The sequence below is a fragment of the Cryobacterium sp. M96 genome (assembly GCF_002929845.1).
In the GTDB taxonomy this organism is placed as follows: Bacteria; Actinomycetota; Actinomycetes; order Actinomycetales; family Microbacteriaceae; genus Cryobacterium; species Cryobacterium sandaracinum.
In genome coordinates this window covers 39,763-65,193 of sequence record NZ_PJJS01000042.1, presented here as the reverse complement: position 1 = coordinate 65,193, position 25,431 = coordinate 39,763, and the positions used below count along the sequence as shown (strand labels likewise).

Sequence of the window (25,431 nt, the reverse complement as noted above, 5' to 3'; positions counted from 1 at the left end):
ACAATTCATGACTACCAGCCAAACGGCCATGGCCCAGCTGAACACCGGGGAACGCGCCCTGGCGCTCATCGGCGGCGAAGCCACGGATGCGAATCTGCGGCGTTACCTGCACGGCATCCCCGGCATCGACGCCGTCGGCTTGGAGCAGCGTGCCTCCGACCTCGGCACCCGCTCGATCAAGACCAGCTCGAAGAAGTGGGCGATCGACAAGATCATCAGCCTGATCGACCTCACCACCCTCGAGGGGGCCGATACCCCCGGCAAGGTGAAGTCCCTGGTCGGCAAGGCCCTCACGCCCGACGCCGGTGACCTCAGCTGCCCTCGCGTGGCCGCGGTCTGCGTCTACGGCGACATGGTGCTGCACGCCGTCGCCGCTCTCGGCTCCGCGCACTCCGCGGGCACGGATGCCGGCGTGAACGTCGCCGCCGTCGCGACCGCGTTCCCGAGTGGGCGCGCGTCCCTCGCGATCAAGCTGGCCGACGTGCACGACGCCGTCGCGGCCGGCGCCGACGAGATCGACATGGTCATCGACCGTGGTGCGTTCCTGTCCGGCAGGTTCGGCCAGGTCTACGACGAGATCGTGGCGGTCAAGCAGAGCTGCCGCCGCCCCGACGGCAGTTTCGCCCACCTCAAGGTGATCCTCGAGACCGGGGAGCTCAGTACCTACGACAACGTGCGCCGCGCGTCGTGGCTGGCCATCCTGGCCGGCGGCGACTTCATCAAGACCTCCACCGGCAAAGTGCCCGTCGCGGCCACCCTGCCCGTGACCCTCTCCATGCTCGAGGTCGTGCGCGACTGGCATCGCCTCACCGGGGCGAAGGTCGGTGTGAAGCCGGCCGGCGGCATTCGCACGTCTAAAGACGCCACCAAGTACATCGTGACCGTCGCCGAAACCGTGGGCGAGGAATGGCTCACGCCGAGCCTGTTCCGGTTCGGGGCGTCGAGCCTGCTGAACGACGTGCTGATGCAGCGCCAGAAGATGACCTCCGGACACTACTCCGGCCTTGACTACGTGACGATCGATTGAATCTCGACAAGCTCGATCACCGACAACTCGATCAACCTTGATTGGAATAACCATGAGCTTTCTTGACTACGCTCCCGCCCCGGAGTCCCAGGCCGTGCTGAACCTTCGGGGGGACTACGGACTCTTCATCGACGGGGAGTTCGTCGCCGGTCGGGGTGAGCCGTTCCAGAGCATCAACCCGGCCACCGAGAAGCAGATCGCAATGATCGCCCACGCCGACGCGGCGGATGTCGACGCGGCGGTGGCCGCCGCCCGTCGCGCCTACGACAAGACCTGGTCGAAGCTCTCCGGCAGCGATCGCGGCAAGTACCTGTTCCGCATCGCCCGCCTTGTGCAGGAGCGGGCCCGTGAGCTTGCCGTCGCCGAGACCCTCGACAACGGCAAGCCGATCAAGGAGAGCCGCGACGTCGACGTGCCTCTGGTTGCCGCCTGGTTTTTCTACTACGCCGGCTGGGCCGACAAGCTCGACCACGCCGGGGTCGGCCCCACGCCGTCCGCGCGGGGCGTCGCCGCCCAGGTGATCCCGTGGAACTTCCCCCTGCTGATGCTGGCTTGGAAGATCGCCCCGGCCCTCGCCGCCGGCAACACGGTCGTGCTCAAGCCGGCTGAGACCACCTCCCTGACCGCGCTGTTGTTCGCCGAGATCCTGCAGCAGGCCGACCTGCCCGCCGGCGTTGTCAACATCGTCACGGGCGGCCGCGACACCGGCAAGGCCCTCGTCGGGCACCCCGGCGTCAACCTCGTCGCGTTCACCGGCTCCACCGGCGCAGGCCGGGCCATCGCCCGCTCGGTCGCCGGAACCGACAAGAAGGTCATCCTCGAGCTCGGCGGCAAGGCCGCGAACATCGTCTTCGACGACGCGCCCATAGACCAGGCGATCGAGGGCATCGTCAACGGCATCTTCTTCAACCAGGGCCACGTCTGCTGCGCGGGCAGCCGCCTGCTCGTGCAGGAGTCGATCCATGACGATGTCATCGACCGCCTCAAGGCGCGCCTGTCCACGCTGCGCCTCGGCGACCCGATGGACAAGAACACCGACATCGGCGCCATCAACAGCGCCGAGCAGCTGGCGCGCATCCGGGAGCTCACCGACATCGGCGAGCAGGAAGGCGCCGAGCGCTGGAGCCCGGACTGCGTGCTGCCCGAGGCCGGCTTCTGGTTCAGGCCGACCATCTTCACCAACGTCTCCACCAGCCACCGCATCGCCCGTGACGAGGTATTCGGCCCGGTGCTCTCCGTGCTGACCTTCCGCACCCCGGCCGAGGCCATCGCCAAGGCGAACAACACGCCGTACGGACTGTCCGCCGGAATCTGGACCGAGAAGGGCAGCCGGATGCTGGCCGTCGCCGACAAGTTGCGTGCCGGCGTGATCTGGGCGAACACGTTCAACCGCTTCGACCCGGCCAGTCCATTCGGCGGCTACAAAGAGTCCGGCTACGGGCGCGAGGGCGGCCGCCACGGGCTTGCCGCATACCTCAAGCCCGCCGCCGGTCGCGCGGCCGCGCGCACCGTGACGGCCGCGCCCGCGGCATCCATCGCACCGGCCGTTGCTTCGCCGGCCGCGGAGAAGACCCCCGTTTCCCGAAAGAAGGCAGCCAAGTGACCCGCCTCGCCGTTCCCAAGACCTACAAGCTCTACCTCGGCGGCAAGTTCCCGCGCAGTGAGTCGGGCCGGGTCTACGAGATCCGTTCCCACGACGGGGAATTCCTCGCCAACGCCGCGAAGGCCAGCCGCAAGGATGCCCGGGACGCCGTCGTCGCCGCCCGCTCGGCCCTCGGCGGCTGGGCCGGCGCCACGGCCTACAACCGCGGCCAGGTGCTTTACCGCATTGCGGAGTTGCTCGAGGGGCGCCGGGCCCAGTTCGTCACCGAAATCGTGCAGTCGGAAGGCGTGAGCACCGCGGCAGCATTCGCCCAGGTCGACGAGGCCATCGACCGCTGGGTCTGGTACGCCGGCTGGGCCGACAAGTACCTGCAGGTGGCCGGCAACGCCAACCCGGTTTCGGGTCCCTACTTCAACCTCTCGGTGCCGGAGCCCACGGGCGTCGTCGCCATCATCGCGCCGCAGACCGGGGGTTCCCTCCTCGGTCTCGTCAGCGCGGTCGCCCCGGCGCTGGTCTCAGGCAACACCGTGGTCGTCGTCGCGAACGAGGCCATGCCGCTCTCGGCGATCAGCCTGGGCGAGGTGCTCGCCACTAGTGACGTGCCCGGCGGCGTAGTCAACATCCTCACCGGGTCTCCCGCCGAGATGGCGCCGTGGCTGGCCAGCCACGCCGACGTCAACGCCCTCGACCTGGTTGGCGCCGGCGATCTCGACTGGATCCACCTCGAGATCGACGCGGCCGAGACCCTCACCCGGGTGCTGCAGCCCGAGAACGGTCCGGATGCCGCGAGTCCCTCCCTGGCGCGCGTCCTGGCGTTTACCGAAACGAAGACGATCTGGCACACGAAGGGCCTGATCTAGCCCGCGCCCGCCTGACGAATTCGACGGAGATTTTGCCCAAAACGGCGCAAAACCGCCTTCCGGGCCTCAAAACCCCAAAATCTCCGTCGAATTCGTCAGGGCCAGCCGGGCTACGCCTCGTGCGGCCGCTCGGTGTCGTCGTCGCGCAACAAGTCTTCCAGGGCCTGGTCCACCTCGTCGAGGACCGGCTCAACCCCGGCCGCCGAGCTGGTCAGGCGGGCCACGAGGGCCTGTGGGTCGTCGAGGTCCGCTGACGAGGGCAGAAGGTCCGGGTGGGCCCACAGCTCGTCGCGCTTCTCGTTGCCCACGGCATCCGTCACGGCCTGCCACAGGGCGGCGGCCTCGCGCAGGCGCCGGGGGCGCAGCTCGAGCCCGACCAGGGTGGCGAACGCCGACTCGGCGGGCCCACCGGATGCCCGGCGCCGCTTCACCGTCTCGGCGATCGCGTCCGCGCGGGGCAGCCGGCTCGTGGCCTCGAGGGTGACGACATCGACCCAGCCCTCGATCAGGGCGAGCATCGTTTCGAGCCGGGAGAGCGCGGCCAGCTGGGCCTCGCTCTTCGGCGGGATCAGCGAGCCGTCGACCATGGCGGCGCGCAATTCTTCCGGGTTGGCCGGGTCGAAGCCGTCGGCCAGCTGCTCGAGGCGGCTTGAGTCGATGTGGATGCCGCGGGCGAAGTCGGTGATCGAGCTGATCAGGTGCAGGCGCAGCCAGCGGGAGTGGCGGAAGAGGCGCGCGTGGGCGATTTCCCGCACCGCGAGGTAGATCTGCACCTGGTCGGCGGGAACGTCGAGGCCTTCCCCGAACGCGGCCACGTTCTGGGGGAGCAAAGCGGCCTGCTGGTCGCTGAGCAGAGGGATTCCAACGTCTCCACCGGAGACGACTTCACTGGACAGCTGACCCACGACCTGGCCGAGCTGCATGGCGAACAGGGTGCCGCCGATGCTGCGCATCACCTGGCCGGCACCGGCCATCATGCCTTTGAGCTCTTCCGGGGCCTGATCGGTGAGCACCCGGGTCAGGGAGTCGGAGATGCTGGTCGCGACGGGCTCGGCGAGCTGGGTCCACAGCGGCATGGTCGCGGAGACCCATTCCTTACGGGTCATCAGGCGCGGAGGGGTGGTGAGCTCGGCGACCGAGATCACCTCGTCCAGCCAGAGGGAGGCGATGTGGAATGCCTGATCGAGGGCGGCGCGTTCGGCCGAGGTCACGTCGAGCTGACTCTGGGCCGCGCGCTCCTGGCCCTGGTTGAGGGCGGCATCCCAATTGATGGATCCGTCGCCGCCGCCGCGCAGAGCACCCTGCAACTGATTCATCAGCGCGGAAATGCTCGCCGGGTCGCTGGGAAGCCCCGCCGCGCCGGCCAGCTGGCTCGGGTCGATGGACGACTTCCCACTCAGGATGTCGCGCAGCATGTCCCGAAACTCATCTTCGGGATTGTGACCCTCGTCGGGTCGGGAGTCGTCGTCGGCCACTTCAGGCACCTCTCAGTCGCGTCCTCCTACGCTAGCCGGAGATCCCCGGCGCGGACTGGGAAATGACCTACGCTGGTAAACCGGTGTCCGCCTGCCGCGAACAGCCAGCACATTCCCTGGAAGGAGACCGGTGGCCCTCTTCACCGATCACCCAGTACAGCCGCCCGACCGATCCGCGCGCGCCGTCGGGACAGGCTGGGTGGTGCTCGGGATCGCGATGGTCATCGGCCTCATCCTCGCCGTGACGCCGTCACCGTATGTGATCGAGAAGCCAGGACCGGTCTACAACACCATCGGCACGGCCGAACAGGACGGCAAGCAGGTGCCGCTCATCTCCATCTCCGGCGAACCCGTTTACCCGACCGAGGGCAGCCTCGACCTGCTGACCGTGTCGCTGCTGGGCAACCCCGACAACCGGCCGAGCTGGCTGACGGTCGCCGCAGCCTGGCTCGACCCGAACCAGGCCGTGATCCCGATCGAGTCGGCGTTCCCGCCCGACGTGAGCACGAAGCAGCGCGAGGAGCAGAGCCAGGCGCAGATGGTGAATTCGCAGCAGGATGCGATCGCCGCCGCTCTGACCAGCCTCGACTATGACTACCCGACGATCCTCTCGGTCGTCTCCCTGCCGGGCGACTCGCCCGCCGAGGGAGCCATCGAAGCCGGCGACGAGGTGGTCTCGGTGAACGGTGAAGAGGTCGCCGACATCACGGCCCTGCGGGACGCGCTGACGCGAAACGGTGTCGACGACGCCGCCTCCATCGGAATCATCCGGGACGGCGCCAGCGAGACGGTGCAGGTCACCCCGGTTGAATCGGGCGACGCCGTCGTGGTGGGCATCAATGTGACGAGCGACTACGACTTCCCCTTCGACGTCACGATCGAACTCGACTCGGTCGGCGGGCCCAGCGCGGGCATGATGTTCGCCCTCGGCATCATCGACACGCTCACCTCCGGCTTTATTCAGGGCGGTGAGGATGTCGCGGGCACCGGCACGGTAAACCAGGCCGGCGAGGTGGGTCAGATCGGCGGTATCCGACAGAAGCTGATCGGTGCCGACCGAAGCGGCGCCGATTGGTTCCTCGCGCCCGCCGACAACTGCGACGAGGTCACCGGTCACGTGCCCGACGGGATGACGGTCTTTTCCGTGGACACCCTCGACGACGCGCTGGCCGCGCTGGACGCCATCCGCACCGGTTCGGACACCGACGCACTGGAGCAGTGCGCACTCGGCTAACCCCGGGCCGCTGCCCAGCGAATGTGCGGCTTTCGTTCGCGGCGGCTGTCTAGAATGGGCGATGACCGCCGATTTCGAGATCAAGAGGCCAATTCGTGACGTCACAACAAGCCCGAAGCGCTCCCGCGCCACAGCGCAGCCGTGCTCCCCTTGCCATTACGGCAGCGATTATCGCGGGGCTGGTGATCATCTTCTTCGTTTTCGCCGGGCTATATGCCGACGTTCTCTGGTTCGACCAGTTGGGCTTCCTAGCCGTGCTGACCACGCAGTGGTTCGCCGGTGCCGTGCTGTTTCTGATCGGGTTCGTAGCGATGGCGGTCCCCGTCTGGGCGAGCATCCAGATCGCTTACCGCTTGCGGCCGGTCTATGCGAAGCTCAACTCGCAGCTCGACCGCTACCAGCAGGTCATCGAGCCGCTGCGCCGCCTCGCCATGTACGGCATCCCGGCTCTGCTAGGTCTGTTCGCCGGCGTCGCCGCGGCTACCCGCTGGCAGGTCGTTCTGATGTGGCTGAACCGCACGGACACCGGCCGAGTTGACCCCCAATTCAAACTGGACATCTCGTTCTATCTGTTCGATCTCCCCTTCCTGCACTCCGTGCTCGGCTTCGCGTCGGCCGTGGTGCTCATCTCGGCCCTCGTCGCCGCGGCTACGAGCTACCTGTATGGCTCGATCAGGGTGAGCGGGCGCGAGGTCATGGTTTCCAAGGCCGCCCGCATCCAGATTGCCAGCACGGCAGCCCTTTACCTGATGCTGCAGGCCGTGAGTATCTGGCTCGACCAGTACTCCACGCTGACCAACACCAACGACATCATCACCGGCGCCGGCTACACCGACGTGAACGCCACGATTCCGGGCCGCGCCATCCTGGCCGGAATCGCCGCCGTCGTCGCTATCCTGTTCCTCCTCACGGCCTTCATCGGCCGCTGGCGCCTGCCCATTGTCGGCACCGCGCTGTTGATCGTGAGCAGTCTCCTGCTCGGCTCGCTGTACCCGTGGGTCGTGCAGCGCTTCCAGGTGGTGCCGAGCGCCAAAACGCTCGAAGAACCCTATATTCAACGCAACATCGATCTCACCCGCGACGCCTACGACCTGGCGGATGTGGAAGAGATTCCGTACAACGCGATCACGACGGCCGCGCCCGGCGCCTTGCGCGCCGACGCAGAGACGACCGCTAACATCCGTATTCTCGACCCTGCTCTGGTCAGCGACGCGTTCTCCCAGCTCGAGCAGTTCAAGCAGTATTATCAATTTCCGCAAAACCTCGACGTCGACCGGTACCCGATTGACGGCAAGTCCCAGGACACAGTGGTCACCGTGCGCGACCTCAACCTGGCCGGTTTGAACGCCGGCAACACCTGGGTCAACTCGACCGTGGTCTACACGCACGGCTACGGCGTCGTGGCGGCCTACGGCAACCAGCGCTCGGCCGCCGGCCAGCCCGTGTTCCTCGAGTCCGGCATCCCGACCACCGGGTCGCTGCCCGAATACGAACCGCGGATTTACTTCGGCGAGACGTCGCCGCCGTACTCCATCGTGGGTGCGCCCAAGGACAGCAAGCCGGTCGAACTCGACTACCCGTCGGGCACGGATGGGGCGCAACAGACCTACACGACGTTCACGGGCGACGGTGGGCCGAAGCTCGACAACGCGTTCAACAAGCTGATCTACGCGCTCAAGTTCCAGTCGGAGCAGATCTTCCTGGCCAACGCCGTGAACGAGAAATCACAGATCCTTTACGACCGTGACCCGGTCACCCGGGTGCAGAAGGTGGCTCCGTACCTGACCCTCGACTCCGACGCCTACCCGTCGATCGTCGACGGTAAGCTCAAGTGGATCGTCGACGGCTACACCACCTCGGCCGACTACCCGTACTCCACTTCCGTGGGCCTGAGCGACGCGATCGCCGACACGGAAACGCCCCCGCAGCCATTCGCGCTCGACAACATCAACTACATGCGCAACTCGGTCAAGGCCACGGTCGACGCCTACGACGGCGAGGTCACCCTCTACGCCTGGGACGACGAGGATCCGCTGCTCAAGACCTGGCAGAAGATCTTCCCGTCGACGATCAAGCCGATGACCGAGATGAGCGGCGACCTGATGAGCCACGTTCGCTACCCGGCGGACATGTTCAAGGTGCAGCGCCGGGTTCTGGGTAAGTACCACGTCACCGACCCGGGTTCCTTTTACTCGGTTGACGACGCCTGGACGACGCCGAACGACCCGGTGTCGCCGTCGACGAACACGACCCTACAGCCGCCCTACTACCTGACCATGCAGGTTCCAGGCCAGGAGAAGCCATCCTTCTCGCTGTACACCACGTTCATCCCGGACGCGAGCGGCGCGACGAGCCGGAACGTTCTGACCGGCTACCTCGCGGTCGACGCGGATGCCGGTTCGACCGACGGGGTGCGGGCGGAAGGCTACGGGAAGCTCCGCCTGCTCAACCTGCCGGAGGACGTGACCGTGCCTGGCCCCGGCCAGGTGCAGGCCAAGTTCAACGCGGACCCGACCGTCTCACAACAGTTGAACCTGCTGAAGCAGGGCCAGTCGAAGGTGCTCAACGGGAACCTGCTCACCGTGCCTGTGGGTGGCGGCCTGCTCTACGTGCAGCCGGTTTACGTGCAGTCCACGGGTGAGACCAGCTACCCGCTGCTGCAGAAGGTGCTCGTCGCCTTCGGAGATCAGATCGCGTTCGAGGACACGCTGGACAAGGCGCTTGACGTGCTCTTCGGAGGCGACTCCGGCGCCAGCGCCGGAGACACCGATGTGCCGCCGTCCGAGACGCCCGTGGAGGGGGAGGCCCCTGCCGAGGGCGAAACCACCCCATCGACGTCGACCGGTGACCCGGCGACGGATGCTCAACTGAAGTCGCTCCTCGCCGTGGCCAAGCTGGCCGTCACCGAGAAGCAGGCGGCCCTGACGACCGGTGACTTCACCGCCTATGGAATAGCCGACAAGAAGCTGAGCGATGCGATCGCCGAAATGCTGGTGCTGCTCGACCAGTAGCGAGTCGTTCGCCGCTTCATCCGCTGCGCGGGTGCTGCGCCGTTTAGCCGGGGGCACGCCTCCCGCGGAACGGCGCGGCATCCGCGTTCCGCGGGCCGGGACGGCCGGTTCCGCAGCCCGTGTGGTCGGACCGCGCCGGAGGCTGTGGTAAATTTATCGTTGTAGCGCGGGGTGGAGCAGTTCGGTAGCTCGCTGGGCTCATAACCCAGAGGTCGTAGGTTCAAATCCTGCCCCCGCAACCAAGGGCGTTTCAGGCAATGCCACCGTGATTTTCATCACGTACACAGAAGGGCCGGTTCAGCAGAAATGCTGCACCGGTCTTTCTGCTTTAACTCACAGGAGCCAGTGAATGTCCGGACTTTTCAGAGAAAGTGTCGGGGAGGCCATCGCCCTGACTCCACATTCATCACGGCCGTAGTCCGACTACCCGATCCGGATCGTCTGGGCGACGCTCGGCACCCCGTTAACGTCCATGGCGAACAGGAGATAATGCCCGGGGACCACGACTCCCGGATCGGACGGAATCGTCAGGGATGCGACATTACCGGTTACGCCGGTGGGCGTGAGTGGGATGCGACGCTGGTCAGTGTTGATCGAGTGGGTGACCGTGCTCATGCGGATGAGGGGGAACGCTGGTGTGGGCCCGGACGTCGTTATGTGGATGGTGGAACCCCGCACCGCAGCGGTAGGCGCCGTGGTGATCGATGGACGAGGGCGGGCGGTGCCGTCGGCGTTGAACAGGTAGGGCGGGGTGAATATCTGCCCGTCCGGGTGGTTGGTCGTGCAGGTGCCGCAGAGGCCGCCAACGCCGACGAAGACCCGGGCATCAGGCAGCAGTAGCCCCACGCTGTGACACGTGCGTGGCGCAGTCATCGGCGCGAGCGCGGTGAACTTACCTGTCGCCGGGTTCCAAACCTCAGGCGCCATGGCGGCCGGTGCGTCCGAGAACTGCTTCGCGTACGCCTGACCGCCCAATGCCAGAACCTGTCCGTCGGGCAGCACGACAGAGTTCAAGAAAGCCCGTCGCGCCGCCATGTCGCCGGTTCGCGTCACCTTGACACCATTGTTGATGTCGATTGCATAGGCCCGCGCGGTCGCGTCACTGTCCTGGTACGCGGGCGAGCCACCGAGGGTGAGTATCTTGCCGACGTCGTACATGACCGCATTCCGTTCATCGCGTCACCACTGTCGGCCCGGAGACCAAGATCCTGAACAGCGCTGGTGCTGCTGGTCGTGTACATGTTCATCCGACGGCTCGGGCCGCATGGAACACCTTCCCGTCGGCCACCGCGAACAGCCACGCGTGGTTGTCGGATCGGAACACCCCTTGCGGGTCGTTCGTCAGGATCGGTGCGACAGGCGCGTTGGCCAGCCCGCGCCACCCGGCGCTAGTCGATCAGATTTCACCGTTCTTACCGCCCTGGCCGCCCGCCCAGGAACCGCCGAGAAGGAACACTTGCCTATTGCAGAGCGTGACGTTCGACTGATAGGCGCGCGGGATGTTCATGGGTGTGGCGGCTGACCACGTGTGGTCGCCGGGTCGTAGATCGTCGACGAGGCGGCGTTGCTCCCCCCGCTGATCAGGATCCTGCCGTCCGGGAGGATCGACACTCCGGGGCAGAACATGTCGTGCCCCGTATTAGCGACAGTAAGCGGGGTGACCACGCCGGTGTTCAGAGCGAGGATGGCGGTCTGGGTCTTGCCGTTGGCCCCGCCGAAGGTCGTGTTGGAGTACGAGAACCAGGTGAGCACTTTGTTGCCGGGCAGGAGGGCTGCCGCCGTGGTCCACTGTCCGCGATTGCCGGCCTCGGTCGTCGCGGTCAGGCGAACGTATCGCGCCTGAACAGCCGGGAACGTGAGGGCCTTCGCCTGGCTGTTGTCAGCCCAGATTCCGCTGGCGACCGGTGCACTCCAGCTCGTTCCGTCGGAGCTCACGGCGATGGCGTATTGGCCGATGGCGCCGTTCCGGGACGTGCCGGACCTCGGGGTGTAGGTGAAGCCGGAGACCTCGTTGATCGCCCGCACGTCGAGAACAATGCTGTGCGGAAACGGGATCAATGTGGGGGAGTACTGGGAGTGCCAGATCGTGGTGAGGTTGCCGTCGAGCATGTTCGCGGCGCCGCCGCTTTCGCGGGTTGTCTCTTGCTCGCTCGCCGTCACTATCCAGCCGGTCCGGGTGAGCGCCGTCGGCGCTGGCGCGGGTGGGGGCGGCTGGGTGGTGCCTGTTTCTGCGATCAGATGGAGTTCGGCGGCGCTGGTCCAGGGCCGCGGCTACCTGCCTCCGTGATCGCGGTCAGCCGGATGAAACGTGTCGCCACAGGGGTGAATCCCGTCGTCTTCTCCAACGCGTTCTCGGCCCAGGTTCCTGTTGCGACGGCGGCACCCCAGTTCGTGCCATCCGGGCTGGCATGGATCTCGAAACGGCCGATTCGTCCATTCGAACTGCATGTGCGCGGCAGGTACTTCAGGGCTGCGACGGTGTCGGTTTTGTACATGTCGATGGTGATCGAATGGGGCAGCGGCACCGCGGTTCCGCTCCACTCACTGTGCCAGTAGGTCGAGGCGTTGCCGTCGAGCACATTAACGGCTGCGCCGTTCTCACCTGTGGTTTCCTGGTCACTCGCGGTCACGGTCCACCCTGTGCGCGGCAGCGGAGTGGACGAGAAGCCGGGCAGCAGTCGGGTTGCGGCGCATGCGGAATACTCGTTGGGTACTGGGGGAAGGTGCAGGCACTGTCGATAGAAACCCAGATCCACCGTCAATGGAAGGGTGTGGGGAGAGCAATTCGACGAACGTCGACATCCCCGGCACAGCGTCGCGCGCGGCCGCCCAGGACGTCCGGAATCAGTTTCCGGACTTGTCGCCGAAGCCGTCGGCATAAGCGGCGGTGTCGGACAGGACTTCTGTGAGAACGGTCACGGGTGAATCTCTTTCTATCGAAAGCGGTTTCAGGAGTACCCAGAGCGTGGCCATCACCTCTGAGGTCTGACCATGCGTTTCACAACCCGAGGCTGTGGTAAGTTTGTATTTGCAGCGCGGGGTGGAGCAGTTCGGTAGCTCGCTGGGCTCATAACCCAGAGGTCGTAGGTTCAAATCCTGCCCCCGCAACCATCAGCCCCCGGAACCACACGGTTCCGGGGGCTTTTTTGTGTCAGGCACACGTGGCTGTGCGCCGAACGAATCGTCACGAAGGAGTCACTCATGCCACTGGTTCGAATCGATCTGAATCGAGCGGGCCCCCGGTCCAGTAAGTTCGATATGCATCAGGTCACCGGCGAAACCTCGCTGTTTCAGGCCGCCGCACGACAGTCGGGAACAGTTCAGATATGAAGCTCAAGATCAGCCTGCTGGCCGTTTTCGGTGTCGCGTCGCTGGCGCTGACGGGGTGCACCGCCACGGGAACGGATGCTGACGGGGGAGCGGCAGGGGAGCCGGTCACCATCGCCGTGGTCACTCACGGCACCGCGGGCGATTCCTTCTGGGACGTCGTCAAGAGCGGCGCCGAGCAGGCAGGCACCGACCTCGGAGCCACGGTCACGTATCAGGGCGACGGCGACCCGGTCAAGCAGAGCCAGCTGATCGAAGCGGCCATCGCGGCCCAGCCCGACGGGCTCATCATCTCGATGGCGAACCCCGACGGCGTGAAGAGCGCCGTCGAGAAAGCCGTTGCCGCCGGCATCCCAGTGATCACCATCAACTCGGGCCTGGAGAAGTCCGTCGAATTCGGCGCCCAGACCCACGTCGGCCAGAGCGAGTTCATCGCGGGCCAGGGAGCCGGTGAACAGCTGGCCGCCGCCGACGTGACCAACGTGATCTGCATCATCCACGAGGCCGGCAACTCGGGGCTCGAAGAACGCTGCACGGGTGCCGCCGACACGGTCGGCGCGGACGTCAGCAACGTGCAGGTCGACGTCGCCAACCTCGCGGATGCCCAGAACACCATCAAGAGCAAACTCCTGGCCGACCCGTCCATCGACGCCGTCCTCACCCTGCAGACCGGGGTCGCCGTGGCCGCGAGCCAGGCCATCGACGAGGCGAAAAGCCCAGCCACGCTGGCCACGTTCGACGTGTCCGCCGACGTGACCCGGCTCATCCAGGGCGGCAAGATACTGTTCGCGGTCGACCAGCAGCCGTACTCCCAGGGCTACCTGCCCGTGACCTTCCTCACCCTGCAGAAGCGCAACGGCGACGTCGTCGGCGGCGGGCTGCCGGTCTATTCAGGCCCGGGCTTCGTGACGAAGGACAACGCGGCCCAGGTCGCGAAGTTCGCGGAGAACGGCACGAGATGACCGTCGCTGTGGGCGCGGGGATCGATGAACGGCCGACGAGGGCGCATCCGCTGCCCACCCTGCTGCGCAGGCCTGAGGTCGGCGCACTCGTGGCGACCCTGGCGATCTTCCTCTTCTTCTCGCTCTCCACGCAGGCGTTCCTGACTCCCGCGGGCATCTCCACCTGGCTCTACTCGGCCTCCCTGTTCGGCATCATGGCCGTGGCCGTCGCCCTGCTCATGATCGGCGGGGAGTTCGACCTCTCGGCGGGCGCGATGACGGGCACCACGGGGCTCATCGTCGGCGTGGTCACCACTCAGTGGGAGCTGAACATCTGGTTCGCCCTCGTGCTGGCCCTCGCGGTGGCCCTCCTGATCGGCGCCGGGAACGCCTGGGTCGTCATGAAGACCGGCCTGCCGAGCTTCATCGTGACCCTCGCGGCCTTCTTCATCCTGCAGGGCTGCAACCTGGCGTTGACGAAACTCTTCACGGGCAGCGTCGCCATTCAGGGGATGGGGGCGGTGCCCGGGTTCGACCAGGTCAAGGTCTTCTTCGGCTCCTCGTTCCCGTTCCTGGGCATGGACGTCAAGATCTCGATCGTCTGGTGGATCGCGTTCACCGCGCTGGCCACCTGGGTGCTGCTGCGCACCCGGCCCGGCAACTGGATCTTCGCCGTCGGCGGCCAGGTCACGAGCTCCCGGCAGGTCGGCGTTCCCGTGTTCAAGGTCAAGCTCGGGCTGTTCATGACCACGGCCGGTGCCGGCTGGCTCGTCGGCATGCTTCAGCTCTTCGACGTGTCGACCGTGCAGGCCACGACCGGGGTCGGTCAGGAATTCATCTACATCATCTGTGCCGTCGTGGGCGGATGCCTGCTCACCGGCGGTTACGGATCGGCGATTGGCGCGGCCCTCGGAGCCCTGATCTACGGGATGACCCTGCAGGGCATCGTGTTCGCCCAGTGGGACAACAATTGGCTCAAGGCATTTCTCGGCGGGATGCTGCTGCTCGCCGTGCTTGTAAACCTGCTCGTTCGCCGCCAGTCCGGGGTGCGCGCATGACGCCGGCCCCGATCCGTCCGGAGCCGATTCTCGAGGTGCATGACATCGGGAAGTCCTACGGTTCGGTGCGGGCGTTGGCGGGCGTGTCGGCATCCGTCGGCGCCGGGGAAGTGCTCTGCGTGCTGGGCGACAACGGCGCGGGCAAGTCAACGTTCATCAAGATCCTCTCCGGTGCCCACCAGCACTCGGAGGGCAGCCTGCGCGTCTTCGGGGTGGAGCGCCGATTCGCGCATCCGCGGGAGGCGCTCTCCCTCGGCATCGCCACCGCCTACCAGGACCTGGCCGTGGTGCCGTTGATGCCGGTGTGGCGCAACTTCTTCCTCGGTTCCGAGCTCACCCGAGGCCGAGGCCCGCTGCGGCGCCTCGATGTCACCGGCATGCGGGCCACGACCAAAAACGAGCTCGCCCGGATGGGCATCAACCTACGCGACGTGGACCAGCCGATCGGAACGCTTTCCGGCGGGGAACGGCAATCCGTCGCCATCGCACGCGCCGTGCATTTCGGGGCGAAGGTCGTCATTCTCGACGAACCCACGTCGGCCCTGGGGGTCAAGCAGGCCGGGGTGGTGCTCTCGTACATCGCCCGGGCCAGGGACCGCGGGCTCGGCGTCGTCTTTATCACGCACAATCCGCACCACGCCTATCCGGTCGGCGACCGTTTCCTGCTGCTGCAGCGCGGCACCAGTATGGGTGATTTCGCCAAGAGTGAGATCACGATCGAAGAGATGACCGCGCTGATGGCGGGAGGGGCCGAACTTGAGGCGCTGGCCCACGAACTGGAGCGTGCGTAGGGCCTGAGATGGCCGCCCCGTCGCCGCGCGGGCGGTGGAAAGGCGCTGATTCATTCGTATACATCTACTAGACTAGTTTGCGTTATTGGTGAGTCACTCTGAATTTCAGGTTCTAGTCAGGGTAAAATTATCCCGTGACCAACCTCCTGGAACAGCCCGAAGCGGATGCCGCGCACGGCCTGTCCGCGGCGGCTCGGGCGGTCGCGGGGCTGCCGCACCGCCGGAGAACTACTCGAGCGTCTGACGCTCGTCTCCGGGCCGACCGCGGGGCGACGGACGCGGTTGGGCACGCAGCTGCGCACCGGCCGCTCCCCGGGGTGGCGAACCGCTGCCGCCCACCTTCCCCGCCACGGCCATCGGCCTGGCCGCCGGGGCGATCGGCGTCGACACGGCCGACGCGATTCTCACCGCGTTGACGCCGACGCTGCGGTACACCGACCTGGACTCGGTGCAGGCAGCCGAGAGCGAGCTGGTCGCCTCGGCCACCGGCACCAGCTCCGAGACCCCGGTGCCGGCGTCGGCGGATGAGATCCGGTTGCAGGGTGCGGTCTGGAGGGCCGTGCTCGCGCCCGACGGGTTCCGACCAGCGGCGCCACGACGTGCTCGCCGTGATCCTCGAGGTCGTCTCCCGGGCCGGGGAGGCCCCGACCATCGGCGGCGCCCCGGCCATGGTTCTGGTCAGTGTGCGGGAACAGGACCTGAACGCGGACTTCGGTCAGGGCCGCGGCGTCGGCTGGATCGACGGCGTCGAAACCCCGATCTCGATCAGCGCCGTCACGGACCTGATCAGCAACGGCGGTCAGCAGAAAGTCGTCATCACCGACGAGGGACGCATCATCGCCCTCGGCTCACCCGAACGCTGCTTCACCGCCGCGCAACGCCGGGCGATTCAGCTCCGCGACGGCACCTGCGTCATCCCGGGCTGCAAAATCCCGGCCGGGATGACCGAGATCCACCACGTGATCCCGCACTCCGAGGGCGGACCGACGCACACCGACAACGGCGTCTGTTTGTGCTGGTGGCATCACCGCTACCTCGCCGCCTCCGGCTGGGCAATCCGGATGGTCCGCGGCGCCGTGCAGATCATGGCACCACCCTGGCTGGAGACCGGGGCCCTCAAATGGCGGAATGAGACCAAGTCCCGCCCCCGGATGACGGACGCGGTCGAACGGGGAAACGGATAGGGGGTCCCTGGTCACGGTCTCGGTCTCGACAGGCTCGACCATCGTCGAGGGAACGTTGGGGAGGGTGGGTCGCCGGGTAGCGTGGGGACCATACGCGTTGACTCGAGAAAGGGGCCCCATGAGCGCACCCCACGATCCGTTTGAGCTTTCTGCACGCCGGTTGACGCTGGACCTCGCCCGGCGGGGCACGGAATTCTTCGGTCGCGAACTGCAGGGGCTCACAGACGATGAACTCGACGGGGACTCCCTGCTGCCGGGCTGGACCCGGCGCCAGGTCGTCGCGCACGTCGCGTCCAACACCCGTGCGATCGGACGGCTGGCACAGTGGGCCGACACCGGAGCCGAGACGGTGATGTTTGCCTCGATGGAGGCGCGGAATGCGGAGATCGTCGCGGGCAGCATCCTCAGTTCCGATGCGGTCCGTGAATCCTGGGCGGACTCGGCCGCCGACCTGGACCGACGCTGGCTGGCGCTGGCGGACGACCGCTGGGTCGTTCCGGTCAGGAACGGGCAGGGTGCCATGGTGCCGCTGCGGGACACGATCTGGATGCGCACCCGCGAACTCTGGATCCACGCCGTCGACCTCAACCACGGTGCCGGCTTCCGGGACCTGCCGGAGGAGGCATTCGACCGGCTTCTCGGCGAGATCGTCGGTGCCTGGGCCTCCCGGGGGGACGCGGGCCGCCGGCTCACCGCGACGGATTCGACGCACACAGGCTACGGCGATCCGGATGCCGCCGACCAGGTCACGGGGTCGCTCGCCGACCTGGCCGCCTGGGCCGCCGGCCGTGCCCGATCGGGCGTTACTTCCGATGCGGGGGAGACCCCCGTGGCAGCGCGCTGGCTCTGAACCGACTGTGACCAGGCTCGCTCCTGCCACAGGGTGGGCCGTACACGAGAACGGCCCCGCACCAACAGGTGCGGGGCCGTTCCCCAGTCAATCAGGCGGTGACGGCTACTTGCCTGCCTTGCGGGCCGACTTCTTTTCTTCGGCCGGTGCCACTGCTTCGACGGCCGCGCGAGCGGCGCGGACCTCGTTGAAAGAGGTGCCGTAGTACGCGGCCTCCATGATGGTGTGCATGTCGTCGAGCATCGGCATGCGCGGGTTGGCCGGTGCGCACTGGTCACCGTAAGCACCCATGGCCAGGCTGTCGAGGCGGCTGATGAAGTCCTCTTCCGGCACACCCTGCGCCTGGAAGGACGGCTTGATGCCGGCCAGGTCGCGCAGCTTCTCCACGGCCAGGGCGTAGGACTCGACGCCCTCCGCCGGGGTCGACGCCGGGAGGCCGAGGTGCTTCGCGATCTGCTGGAAGCGCTCCGGGGCGATGTAGCTCTCGTACTTGGGCCAGCTGGTGAGCTTGGTGGGGATGAGGCCGTTGTAACGGATCACGTGCGGCAGGTAGGTCGCGTTGACCCGGCCGTGGATCAGGTGGAGCTGCGCGCCGGTGACGTGAGCCATCGCGTGACAAATACCCAGGAACGCGTTGCCGAACGCCATCCCGGCGATCGACGAGGCGTTGTGCATCTTCTCGCGGGCCTTGATGACCTCACCGTCGGTGCTGGCGGTGGTGCCGTTGACGCTGGTCACGATGTTCTCGAAGATCAGCTTGATCGCGTGCAGGCAGAGGCCGTCGGTGAAGTCGTTCGCGTAGACGGACACGTAGGCCTCGGTGGCGTGTGTGAGAGCGTCGAAACCCGAGTCAGCAACCAGGAACGACGGCATCATGGCCGTGAGCACGGGGTCGATGATCGCGACGGTCGGCAGGAGGGCGTAGTCCGCGAGCGGGTACTTGACTCCGGTGACTTCGTCGGTGATCACGGCGAACGGGGTCATTTCCGAACCGGTGCCCGAAGTGGTGGGGATGCAGACGAGCTTGGCCAGTTCGCCGAGGTCGGGGAACTTGAACGCGCGCTTGCGCACGTCGAAGAACTTTTCCTTCATGTCGGAGAATTCGATTTCGGGGTGTTCGTACAGCAGCCACATGACCTTCGCGGCGTCCATCGGCGAGCCGCCGCCGAGGGCGATGATGGTGTCAGGCTTGAAGGCCCGCATTTCGGCGGCACCCTTTTCGACCGCTGAGACGGTCGGTTCGGGCAGCACGTTGTCGATGATCTGCAGTGCGACGCGGCCCTCGCGCCGGTTCAGGATGTCGAGGATCTTGTCGACGAAACCGAGGCGGGTCATGGTCGAGTCGGTCACGATCGTGACACGTTCGACGTTGCGCATGTCCGCCAGGTAACGGATGGCGTTCGGCTCGAAGTACGTCTTGGCGGGGACCTTGAACCACTGCAAGTTGTTGTTCCTTCTGCCGATGCGCTTGACGTTGATGAGGTTGATCGCGGAGACGTTGTTCGAGACGGAGTTGTGTCCGTACGAGCCACAGCCGAGTGTCAATGACGGGATGAACGCGTTGTAGATGTCACCGATACCACCGAGCGAGCTGGGAGCGTTGGTGATGATCCGGACCGCCTTGACGCGGGTTCCGAACTCTTCGATGATGGCCGGGTTTTCGCTGTGGATGGAGCCCGAGTGGCCGAGGCCGTCGAATTCAACCATCTGCTCGGAGAGCGAAATGCCCTCTTCAGCGTCCTTGGCATGCAGCACGGCGAGAACGGGTGCCAGCTTTTCGCGGGTCATCGGCTCGTTCGGTCCCACTCCGGCGACCTCGACCAGGATGATCGATGTGTCGGCCGGGATGGTGAATCCGGCCTGCTGGGCGATCCAGACCGGCGACTTGCCGACGACGGCGGCGTTGAGCTTGGCCTCGCCACAGTTGGTCGAGTTGGCCTGGACTCCGAAGATGTAGTCCTCGAGGAGAAGCTTCTCGGCCGGGGTGACCAGGTAGGTGTGCAGGATCTTGAACTCGGCCATGGCTTCTGCGTAGAGCGGCTCTTCGATGATGACGGCCTGCTCCGACGCGCAGATCATGCCGTAGTCGAAAGACTTGGAGAGCACGACGTCGTTGATGGCACGCTTGAGCTTGGCGCTTTTCTCGATGAAGGCGGGAACGTTGCCCGCTCCGACGCCGAGGGCGGGCTTGCCGCAGGAGTACGCGGCCCGGACCATGGCGTTGCCACCGGTGGCGAGGATGGTTGCGACGCCCGGGTGGTTCATCAGCAGGCTGGTGGCCTCGAGGGACGGCGTTTCAACCCACTGGATGCAGTTTGCCGGTGCACCGGCGAGGATGGCGGCGTCGCGCACGACGCGCGCTGCGGCCACAGAGGACTGCTGGGCGCCCGGGTGGAAACCGAAAACAATCGGGTTGCGGGTCTTCAGTGCGATGAGCGACTTGAAGATCGCGGTCGAGGTGGGGTTCGTAACGGGGGTCACACCGCAAATCACGCCGACCGGCTCAGCGATCTCAGTAATGCCGGTAATGTCGTCTCGGCTGATAACGCCGACGGTCTTAAGGTTTTGCATCGAGTTCGTAACGTGTTCGCATGCGAAAAGATTTTTAACGGCCTTATCTTCGAATACGCCACGGCCGGTTTCGGCTACGGCGTGAACGGCAAGCTCGGCGTGTTTGCTGAGAGCAGCCACCGAGGCTTTCTTAACGATGTGGTCGATTTGTTCCTGCGTGAAGTTCGCGTAATCCAGAAGCGCGACCTGAGCGGCTTTAACCAGAGAGTCAATTTGAGTGGCAAGTGACTCGGTGACTGGTTTGTCGATTATTGTCATTGTGTCCCTTTTTGGCGGCCCACCTTGGGCTTATCGCCTCTTACTTATAACCTTAGGGCGCTGGCCAGACGGCCGCACGTCGAGGGACGTGCAGTCAGCGGTCCAGGGTCGGTCACCGTCAGCAGATTAGCTGATCGGGGGCATCTTCGCCGCGAGGAACGAAACCTTCGGAAATTGTCTGACAACTCGCAGTAAGTTCGGTTTCAGGCGCGCGCGTGCACGCGCGCGTCACGCGCGCGAAGCCGGGCCTGAAGCGCCGGCAGGTCAGCCTCGGCCGAGACTGCGGACGGTGCCCACGGCGGCCTGAACGGATGCGGCCGCTTCAGACGCATCCGCTGCTGTGGTCGTCGATGCCAGCGTGAACCGCACGGCGGTCTGGGCGACCTCAGCCGGGATGCCCAGAGCGGTCAGCACGTGGGACGGTTCGTCACTGTCGGCCGCGCAGGCCGACCCGCTCGAGCAGACGATGCCGCGCTGTTCCAGCTCGAGCAACACCGCCTCGCCGCTCGTGCCCGGGAAGACGAACGAGGCGGTGCCCGGCAGACGCTCCGTCGGGTGGCCGGTGAGCCGGGCCGACGGTGTGCCGCTCAGAACCGTGGTGATGAAGGCATCCCGCAGCGCGGTGATGCGGGGCGCTGCCTCCGTGCGTTCCGCCTCGGCGAGGCGCAGTGCGGTCGCCAGCGCCAGCGCCCCGGGCACGTTCTCCGTTCCGCTGCGGCGCCCGCGCTCCTGACCGCCGCCGTGCAGCACCGGTTCGACCGCGATGCGGCGGCGCAGGAAAAGCACCCCGATGCCGGGAGGTGCGCCGAGTTTGTGGCCCGACAGGCTCAGGGCATCGACGCCGAGAGCCCCCACGTCGACCGAAAGCCAGCCGGCCGCCTGCACGGCGTCGGTGTGGAGCGGCACGCGGGCGCCCTGGGCGATGGCTGACAGTTCCGCGAGCCGCTGAACGGTGCCGACCTCGTTGTTGGCGTATTGCACCGAGACGAGGGTGGTATCCGGGCGGATCACGGCGCGGAGCTGTTCCGGATCCACCCGGCCGGAGGCATCCGGGTCCAGGAGCGTCACCTCGAAGCCGTGCAGGCGGCGCAGATAGTCGCAGGATTCGAGTACCGCCTCGTGCTCGATCGGCGTCGTGATGAGGTGACGGCCGCGTGGAGCGCCCAGGGCGATGCCCTTGATCGCGAGGTTGTCGGACTCGGTGCCGCCGGTCGTGAACACAACGTCGGCCGACCGACACCCGAGCACGCCCGCGACCATGGCCCGCGCCTCGGCCAGCGCGGCGGCCGCGGCCTCACCCACTCGGTGGTGGCTCGACGGGTTGCCGAACCGGCCCGCGAGCTGCTGCCAGAGCACCTCGAGAACTTCCCGTCGCACCGGGGTGGTCGCGGCGTTGTCGAGATAGATCATGGCCGGACCGGTCAGCCCTCGGTGAGGATGACGACGTCGAGGCCGAGGTCGAGGGAGCGCACGCTGTGCGTGATAGCCCCGACCGAGATGATGTCGACGCCGGTCTCGGCGATGCCGCGCACGGTCAGCAGAGAGACGCCGCCGCTGGCCTCCACGCGTGCTCGGCCGCCCGTGAGGCGTACGCCCTCGCGCAGGTCGTCGGGGCTGAAGTTGTCGAGCATGATCGTGTCGACGCCGGCGGCAAGCACAAGCTCGATTTGGTCGATCCGGTCCACCTCCACCTCGAGGTGCGTGGTGTGGGAGATGCGGTCGCGCACCTGCCGGAGCGCCTCGGTGAGGTTCAGGCCGCCCGCGGTTAGCACGGCCAGGTGGTTATCCTTGGCCATGATCGCGTCGGAGAGGCTGAAGCGGTGGTTGTGGCCGCCGCCGTCGCGCACCGCGGCACGTTCCAGCACACGCAGGCCCGGGGTGGTCTTGCGGGTGTCGACGATGCGGGCGCGGGTGCCGGCCGTCTCGGCCACGTAGAGCGCTGTCAGTGTGGCGATCCCGCTCATGCGCTGCACGAAGTTCAAGCCGATGCGCTCCGCCTGCAGAATGCCGCGGGCGGACCCCGACACTTCCGCCAGGGTGTCACCGGCGTCGAAGACGGTGCCGTCGGCCACGAGCATCCGAACGACGATGCGCGCGTCGGTCAGTCGGAAGGCCGCCGCGAACACGGCACCACCGCTGAAGACGCCGGATTCCCGGGCGACCAGCTGCGCGGTCGCGGCGGCGTCGGCGGGGATCAGCACCTGTGAGGTGAGGTCACCCCAGGGGGCGTCCTCCTCGAGCGCGGCGCGCACGACGGTGTCGATGGCGTTCATGGTCAGCATGCAATGGCCTCCTCGGCCTCAGTGGGGTGGTCCAGATTCAGGGTGCTCCGCATGCCGTCGGCTGTGTCCGGGGCTGTGCCGCGGGTCCAGGCGACGGTGCGGGCGAACTCGGGCCGGCCGTCGGGGTAGTCGGAGCGGTGATGTGCGCCGCGCGATTCCTCCCGGGCCAGGGCGGAAGCCACGGTGACCCGCGCCAGGTCGAGCAGGTTGGTGTCTTCATATGCCCGAACCCGCATATTAGGTGCAGTGGTTTCGTCCGGGCCCGTCGGGCGGGTGGCCCAGTCGGCCAGGGTGACGGATGCCTCGGCGAGTTTCTCCCCACTCCGCAGCACTCCCGCGCACTCCCACATCAGCTGCTGTACCGCGTCACGGTCGACGCCGGCAGGCAACCCCCCGGTGGTCGAGCCGGTCACGACCGAGACCCCCGCCGACACCCGAACCGGCAGGCGCAGCGCGCGCACGGACCGGTCGGCGAACACGGCCGCCTCGAGCAGAGAGTTGGAGGCCAACCGGTTGGCGCCGTGGGCGCCGGTGCGGGCCACTTCCCCCACGGCGAACAGGCCGGGCAGGCTGGTGCGGCCCCAGATATCCGTGAGCACCCCGCCCATCCAGTAGTGCGCCGCCGGGGCGACCGGGATCGATTCGACGGCCCAGTCCAGGTCGGCAGCACGGCAGGCCGCGGTGATGGTCGGGAAGCGTCGCTCGAGAAGTTCGCGGCCGAGACCGGTGGCGTCCAGTCGCACCGGTTCGCCGCCCTGGCTGGTCATTTCTCGGGCGATGCCTCTGGCCACGATGTCGCGCGGGGCGAGTTCCGCATCGGGGTGCAGGTCGAGCATGAAGCGGTGGCCCGACGCATTTCGCAGCACGGCGCCTTCCCCGCGCACCGCCTCGGAGACCAGCGGGGTACCGGGAACGGCGAGTGCGGTCGGGTGGAACTGGTAGAACTCGAGGTCGGCGACGGATGCCCCCGCGCGCCACGCGGCGGCCACGCCGTCGCCCGTCGCCAGAGCCGGGTTCGTGGTGTGCGGGAAGAGCTCGCCGGCACCGCCGGTCGCCAGGATCACCGTGTCGGCCAGGATCGTGCGGAGTGCTTCGTCGGGCCCGAGGAGGACAGCCCCGGTCACGCGACCGTCCTGCACGGTCAGATCAACCAGCATTGTGTGTTCCTGCACGCGCAGGCGGGCGCCCACGCCCCGCAGCGAGCGGGCGGCCCGTTCACGCACCGTCGCCACGAGGGCAGCCTCGATGGCTGCGCCCGTGGCGTCCCCGCCGGCGTGCAGCACCCGCGAGCGGGAGTGGGCAGCCTCCAGTCCGCGGGTCACCCCGGACTCGTCGCGGTCGAAGTCCACACCGAACCGGATCAGGTCCCGCACCCGAGCCGGTCCCTCGGAACAGAGCACGTGCACTGCGACCGGGTCGCAGAGTCCGGCCCCGGCTCGCAGGGTGTCCTGTACGTGTGACTTGACCGAGTCGTCGGGGAACATGGCCGCGGCGATCCCGCCCTGGGCCCAGCGGGTGTTGCTGTCGGGCAGGGCCGCTTTCGTGACGAGGGTGACCTGGTGGCCGGCATCCGTCGCACGCACCGCGGCGATGAGTCCGGCCAGCCCACTGCCGACGACGAGCACGCGGGTCACGGTCAGGCCTCGATGGAGACGGGCGGCTTGGCGGAAAGCATCCGTTCGAGGGCGACGCGGGCGTTGCCGGCAACCTCGCCCGATACCTGGATGCGATTGAGCACCTCGGGCGCGCGGTCCGCGGTGCCGACCAGCGCTTCGAGCACCCAGGCCAGGTAGCCCGAGTGGATGCGGTACATGGTGGAGCAGGGGCAGACCACCGGGTCGAGGCAGAAGATGGTGTGCTCGGGGTGCTGTGCGGCGAGCCGCTGCACCAGGTTGATCTCGGTGCCGATGGCGAACGTGGACCCGGCCGGGGCTGCCTCGATGGCCTTCTTGATGAAGTCGGTCGAGCCGTAGGAATCGGCGGCGTCGACGACGCCCATCGGGCACTCCGGGTGCACGACCACGCGCACGTCCGGGTGCGACTGGCGGGCCGCGGTGATCTGGTCCACCGTGAAGCGCTTATGCACGCTGCAGAACCCGTGCCAGAGCACGACCTGGGCGGCCTCGAGCTCCTCGGCCGTGTTGCCGCCGAGGGCCTTGCGCGGGTTCCACATCGGCATCCGCTCGAGGGGCACCCCCATCGCCTTGGCGGTGTTGCGGCCGAGGTGCTGGTCGGGGAAGAAGAGAACGCGGCTGCCGCGGGCGAAGGCCCACTCGAGCACGGTCTCGGCGTTGGAGGAGGTGCAGACGATGCCGCCGTGCTCGCCGCAGAACGCCTTCAGCGCGGCCGAGGAATTCATGTAGGTGACCGGGATCACGGGCACGCGGCCGTCGACGCCCTGCTCGCTGCCGTAGAGGTCCTCCAGCTGTTCCCAGCAATCGGTGACGGAGTCGATATCGGCCATATCGGCCATCGAGCAGCCGGCGGCGAGGTTGGGTAGTATGACCGCCTGCTCCGGCGTGGAAAGCAAGTCGGCGGTTTCGGCCATGAAGTGCACTCCGCAGAAGACGATCGCCTCGGCATCCGGACGGCTCTTCGTGGCCTGCGCCAGCTGGAAGGAGTCGCCCACGAAGTCCGCGTGCGCCAACACCTCCTCGCGCTGGTAAAAGTGCCCGAGGACCACGACCCGGTCGCCGAGCGTGGCCTTGGCGGTACGGATGCGGTCGCCGAGTTCCTCCGTCGACGCGCGACGGTAGACCTCGGGCAGCTCACCCTGCCGCGGTGACCCGGTGGGGATGACATCGCCCATCGACGACCCCGGGCCATAGCCCGGCGTGCCGGAATCAAACTCCCACGGAGCGGTGAGCAGGTCGGGGCTGCACGTGCTGCCGGTGGCAGCTCCCGTGCTGATGAGTCGAATGGTCTGGTCGACCGATGCGATGGTCATGCGGTTACTCCT

At 67.0% G+C, this 25,431-nt stretch carries 19 protein-coding genes and 2 tRNA genes; 12 read left to right on the top strand and 9 right to left on the bottom strand.

Annotation, left to right across the window (positions count from 1 at the left end; all coding sequences use genetic code 11):
- Positions 1-7 precede the first annotated feature (7 nt).
- From deoC to CXY79_RS06105, 3 genes are read left to right on the top strand one after another with little or no spacing between them, the layout of a single operon-like run.
- Positions 8-1,027 carry a deoxyribose-phosphate aldolase gene (gene deoC, locus CXY79_RS06115; RefSeq protein ID WP_104100253.1) on the top strand — a complete coding sequence of 340 codons (1,020 nt, stop codon included), beginning with the start codon at positions 8-10 and terminating at the stop codon, positions 1,025-1,027.
- A 52-nt stretch (positions 1,028-1,079) separates the two neighbouring features.
- Positions 1,080-2,630 (top strand): aldehyde dehydrogenase family protein, encoded by a 1,551-nt coding sequence (locus CXY79_RS06110; protein WP_104100252.1) that lies wholly within the window; start codon positions 1,080-1,082, stop codon positions 2,628-2,630.
- Positions 2,627-3,490 (top strand): aldehyde dehydrogenase family protein, encoded by an 864-nt coding sequence (locus tag CXY79_RS06105; protein ID WP_104100251.1) that lies wholly within the window; start codon positions 2,627-2,629, stop codon positions 3,488-3,490. The genes CXY79_RS06110 and CXY79_RS06105 overlap by 4 nt, the downstream gene beginning before the upstream one ends.
- A 110-nt stretch (positions 3,491-3,600) precedes the next feature.
- On the opposite strand, the gene CXY79_RS06100 is transcribed toward CXY79_RS06105, so the two are convergent.
- Positions 3,601-4,965, bottom strand: coding sequence for a zinc-dependent metalloprotease (locus tag CXY79_RS06100; protein ID WP_369827945.1), 1,365 nt, complete (start codon positions 4,963-4,965; stop codon positions 3,601-3,603).
- 130 nt (positions 4,966-5,095) lie between these two features.
- Between CXY79_RS06100 and CXY79_RS06095 the strand changes: the two genes are divergently transcribed.
- From CXY79_RS06095 to CXY79_RS06085, 3 genes are all read left to right on the top strand, one after another.
- Positions 5,096-6,199, top strand: a complete 1,104-nt coding sequence (locus CXY79_RS06095; protein ID WP_104100250.1) for a PDZ domain-containing protein — start codon at positions 5,096-5,098, stop codon at positions 6,197-6,199.
- 95 nt (positions 6,200-6,294) lie between these two features.
- Positions 6,295-9,210 carry a UPF0182 family protein gene (locus CXY79_RS06090; RefSeq protein WP_174776120.1) on the top strand — a complete coding sequence of 972 codons (2,916 nt, stop codon included), beginning with the start codon at positions 6,295-6,297 and terminating at the stop codon, positions 9,208-9,210.
- Between the two features lie 165 nt (positions 9,211-9,375).
- Positions 9,376-9,452: transfer RNA gene (locus CXY79_RS06085), tRNA-Met, on the top strand.
- 181 nt (positions 9,453-9,633) lie between these two features.
- Here CXY79_RS06085 and CXY79_RS06080 read toward each other — a convergent pair.
- The 3 genes from CXY79_RS06080 to CXY79_RS15920 form a co-directional block, all read right to left on the bottom strand.
- Positions 9,634-10,368 (bottom strand): galactose oxidase-like domain-containing protein, encoded by a 735-nt coding sequence (locus tag CXY79_RS06080; RefSeq protein ID WP_104100249.1) that lies wholly within the window; start codon positions 10,366-10,368, stop codon positions 9,634-9,636.
- A 345-nt stretch (positions 10,369-10,713) separates the two neighbouring features.
- Positions 10,714-11,370 (bottom strand): discoidin domain-containing protein, encoded by a 657-nt coding sequence (locus tag CXY79_RS06075; protein ID WP_158250235.1) that lies wholly within the window; start codon positions 11,368-11,370, stop codon positions 10,714-10,716.
- A gap of 74 nt (positions 11,371-11,444) precedes the next feature.
- Positions 11,445-11,840, bottom strand: coding sequence for a discoidin domain-containing protein (locus tag CXY79_RS15920; RefSeq protein WP_158250234.1), 396 nt, complete (start codon positions 11,838-11,840; stop codon positions 11,445-11,447).
- Positions 11,841-12,244: 404 nt separating this feature from the next.
- On the opposite strand from CXY79_RS15920, the gene CXY79_RS06065 reads away from it, so the two are divergent.
- The 6 genes from CXY79_RS06065 to CXY79_RS06035 all read left to right on the top strand — a co-directional run bounded on the left by CXY79_RS06065 (position 12,245) and on the right by CXY79_RS06035 (position 17,361).
- Positions 12,245-12,321, top strand: a tRNA-Met gene (locus tag CXY79_RS06065).
- A gap of 215 nt (positions 12,322-12,536) precedes the next feature.
- A complete protein-coding gene (locus tag CXY79_RS06060) occupies positions 12,537-13,499 on the top strand; it encodes a sugar ABC transporter substrate-binding protein (RefSeq protein WP_104100246.1) in 963 nt (320 codons plus the stop codon).
- Positions 13,496-14,536, top strand: coding sequence for an ABC transporter permease (locus tag CXY79_RS06055; protein ID WP_104100245.1), 1,041 nt, complete (start codon positions 13,496-13,498; stop codon positions 14,534-14,536). The genes CXY79_RS06060 and CXY79_RS06055 overlap by 4 nt, the downstream gene beginning before the upstream one ends.
- Positions 14,533-15,327 (top strand): ATP-binding cassette domain-containing protein, encoded by a 795-nt coding sequence (locus CXY79_RS06050; RefSeq protein ID WP_104100244.1) that lies wholly within the window; start codon positions 14,533-14,535, stop codon positions 15,325-15,327. Before CXY79_RS06055 ends, CXY79_RS06050 begins: the two co-directional genes overlap by 4 nt.
- A 524-nt stretch (positions 15,328-15,851) precedes the next feature.
- Positions 15,852-16,511, top strand: coding sequence for an HNH endonuclease signature motif containing protein (locus CXY79_RS06040; RefSeq protein ID WP_104100242.1), 660 nt, complete (start codon positions 15,852-15,854; stop codon positions 16,509-16,511).
- Between the two features lie 118 nt (positions 16,512-16,629).
- A complete protein-coding gene (locus CXY79_RS06035; protein WP_104100241.1) occupies positions 16,630-17,361 on the top strand; it encodes a maleylpyruvate isomerase family mycothiol-dependent enzyme in 732 nt (243 codons plus the stop codon).
- Between the two features lie 105 nt (positions 17,362-17,466).
- On the opposite strand, the gene adhE is transcribed toward CXY79_RS06035, so the two are convergent.
- The 5 genes from adhE to nadA all read right to left on the bottom strand — a co-directional run bounded on the left by adhE (position 17,467) and on the right by nadA (position 25,419).
- Positions 17,467-20,190 carry a bifunctional acetaldehyde-CoA/alcohol dehydrogenase gene (gene adhE, locus CXY79_RS06030; protein WP_104100240.1) on the bottom strand — a complete coding sequence of 908 codons (2,724 nt, stop codon included), beginning with the start codon at positions 20,188-20,190 and terminating at the stop codon, positions 17,467-17,469.
- A gap of 264 nt (positions 20,191-20,454) precedes the next feature.
- Entirely contained in the window at positions 20,455-21,600 is a 1,146-nt protein-coding gene (locus CXY79_RS06025) for a cysteine desulfurase family protein (protein ID WP_104100239.1), read from the bottom strand.
- Between the two features lie 11 nt (positions 21,601-21,611).
- Positions 21,612-22,472, bottom strand: coding sequence for a carboxylating nicotinate-nucleotide diphosphorylase (gene nadC, locus CXY79_RS06020; RefSeq protein WP_104100238.1), 861 nt, complete (start codon positions 22,470-22,472; stop codon positions 21,612-21,614).
- A complete protein-coding gene (gene nadB, locus CXY79_RS06015) occupies positions 22,466-24,106 on the bottom strand; it encodes an L-aspartate oxidase (protein ID WP_104100237.1) in 1,641 nt (546 codons plus the stop codon). Before nadB ends, nadC begins: the two co-directional genes overlap by 7 nt.
- A gap of 2 nt (positions 24,107-24,108) precedes the next feature.
- The gene (nadA, locus tag CXY79_RS06010) at positions 24,109-25,419 is read right to left on the bottom strand and encodes a quinolinate synthase NadA (protein ID WP_104100236.1); all 1,311 of its coding nucleotides are present in this window, start codon (positions 25,417-25,419) and stop codon (positions 24,109-24,111) included.
- Positions 25,420-25,431 lie beyond the last annotated feature (12 nt).

Coding starts and splice junctions, on each gene's coding strand:
- deoC (WP_104100253.1), top strand. CDS start 8: ATGACTACCAGCCAAACGGCCATGGCCCAGCTGAACACCGGGGAACGC.
- CXY79_RS06110 (WP_104100252.1), top strand. CDS start 1,080: ATGAGCTTTCTTGACTACGCTCCCGCCCCGGAGTCCCAGGCCGTGCTG.
- CXY79_RS06080 (WP_104100249.1), bottom strand. CDS start 10,368: ATGTACGACGTCGGCAAGATACTCACCCTCGGTGGCTCGCCCGCGTAC.
- CXY79_RS06060 (WP_104100246.1), top strand. CDS start 12,537: ATGAAGCTCAAGATCAGCCTGCTGGCCGTTTTCGGTGTCGCGTCGCTG.
- CXY79_RS06055 (WP_104100245.1), top strand. CDS start 13,496: ATGACCGTCGCTGTGGGCGCGGGGATCGATGAACGGCCGACGAGGGCG.
- CXY79_RS06050 (WP_104100244.1), top strand. CDS start 14,533: ATGACGCCGGCCCCGATCCGTCCGGAGCCGATTCTCGAGGTGCATGAC.
- CXY79_RS06040 (WP_104100242.1), top strand. CDS start 15,852: ATGAGATCCGGTTGCAGGGTGCGGTCTGGAGGGCCGTGCTCGCGCCCG.
- CXY79_RS06035 (WP_104100241.1), top strand. CDS start 16,630: ATGAGCGCACCCCACGATCCGTTTGAGCTTTCTGCACGCCGGTTGACG.
- adhE (WP_104100240.1), bottom strand. CDS start 20,190: ATGACAATAATCGACAAACCAGTCACCGAGTCACTTGCCACTCAAATT.
- CXY79_RS06025 (WP_104100239.1), bottom strand. CDS start 21,600: ATGATCTATCTCGACAACGCCGCGACCACCCCGGTGCGACGGGAAGTT.
- nadC (WP_104100238.1), bottom strand. CDS start 22,472: ATGCTGACCATGAACGCCATCGACACCGTCGTGCGCGCCGCGCTCGAG.
- nadA (WP_104100236.1), bottom strand. CDS start 25,419: ATGACCATCGCATCGGTCGACCAGACCATTCGACTCATCAGCACGGGA.